The sequence below is a fragment of the Porphyromonas uenonis 60-3 genome (assembly GCF_000174775.1).
Classification (GTDB): Bacteria; Bacteroidota; Bacteroidia; order Bacteroidales; family Porphyromonadaceae; genus Porphyromonas; species Porphyromonas uenonis_A.
Genome location: NZ_ACLR01000112.1, coordinates 1 through 1,249, shown reverse-complemented (window position 1 = coordinate 1,249; position 1,249 = coordinate 1). Strand labels below are relative to the sequence as shown.

2 protein-coding genes are annotated in these 1,249 nt (G+C 49.4%); both read right to left on the bottom strand.

Going from position 1 to position 1,249, the window contains the following annotated elements:
- Nucleotides 1–568, bottom strand: a 568-nt coding sequence (locus PORUE0001_RS03020) for a conjugal transfer protein TraO (protein WP_007364998.1), incomplete at its 3' end; no start/stop codon positions are given.
- The coding region (gene traN, locus PORUE0001_RS03015) for a conjugative transposon protein TraN (RefSeq protein ID WP_007364997.1) at nucleotides 568–1,249 on the bottom strand (682 nt) is incomplete at its 5' end. The genes PORUE0001_RS03020 and traN, both read right to left, overlap by 1 nt.

Below are 1,249 nucleotides of genomic sequence, written 5' to 3'. Positions count from 1 at the left end.
TGAGTCCTGCTGAGATAGCAGGACGAAAACGATGCAGGTCAGAGCCGAAGAGCAGTCGCCCTTGAGCTTTGAGGACGAAGAGCAGATTGTCTGTTAGGAACAGTTCTACCGAGCTATGTATCGCTCCACCATAAGTAAAGCGAGATCGGTCCAGGAGTGTAGCCCCATCGGGTAGTAACCGTTTATCCTCGTTCAGCTCTTCATAACCGCAGAGAGCGGATAGTCCCAAGTAGCCAAAGAGATTCTTCCCCCTATCTGAGAGTATCGGGTGCATATAGCCGAAATGCAGGAGCGCATCACGCAGTGGAACATTGTAAGAGCGATAAGTCAACCCTTGCTGCTCATATTCCGCCAAGAGAAAAGCGTAGTTCGCCCGCTTGAAGTAGTGTGCGAACGCAAGACCTACCCCAAAGCTCTCCTTTGCGCATAGTCTCTCCCCCTTGATAATCGGAATAGAGCCGACCAGCTCAACGCTATTTTGCCTAGGGATTAGTCTCTGTGCGTACGATGGCATAGCAGCAACCATAGCCACCATCACGCAGACCATCATGGATAACCATCTCTTCATCACCACTTCAGTTTAAGGTTGTCAATCTTCTTAGTGAGCAAAAGGTCTTCAGGCTCCACATAGAAAGTGAGCGTGCGACTCCCGTTTCGCTCGTAAAGCGTCACTTCAAGTTGCTTATCCTCCGATAGTGTGAACTGCTCCAAGGCAAAGACTATTCTCTCAGAGCGTCCCGCCCCAATCCACATCACCTGATGAAAGGCACGTAGTGGCTGTAGCATTCGCTCTTGTATAGCTGTATGCTTCGCCACCTTCTTGTCCACCACCTTGAACGTGATAAAGTCCACCGCATACGGCATATTAGACTCATTATCCATACGGACGTGGAAGTAAAGCAACCCATTGTGGGCATATAACCACGAGTAGAAGCGCATCCCGAATTGCTTTGCCCAACATGCTTGATTTCGCTTATCATTTTGGTAGATGCTCTTCATAATCAGCTTAACCAATATGGGCGACTCACTTCCCAGCTCTTTGAAGTAGATGTCCGCACGATTGCTCGGCAGTCTTCCCTCCGTAGGAGCTAGAAAGTCTTTCATCTCCATGCTGAGCTTCTCTGGTTCATCCGCATACTTCACATTGAATGCGTAGAATGAGCCATCCTCACAGATGACGCTCATATTGGTCTCCGTCTCAAACTCACGGACGGCAGCCTTTACACGCAGCACATTCTCCGCATCGTCA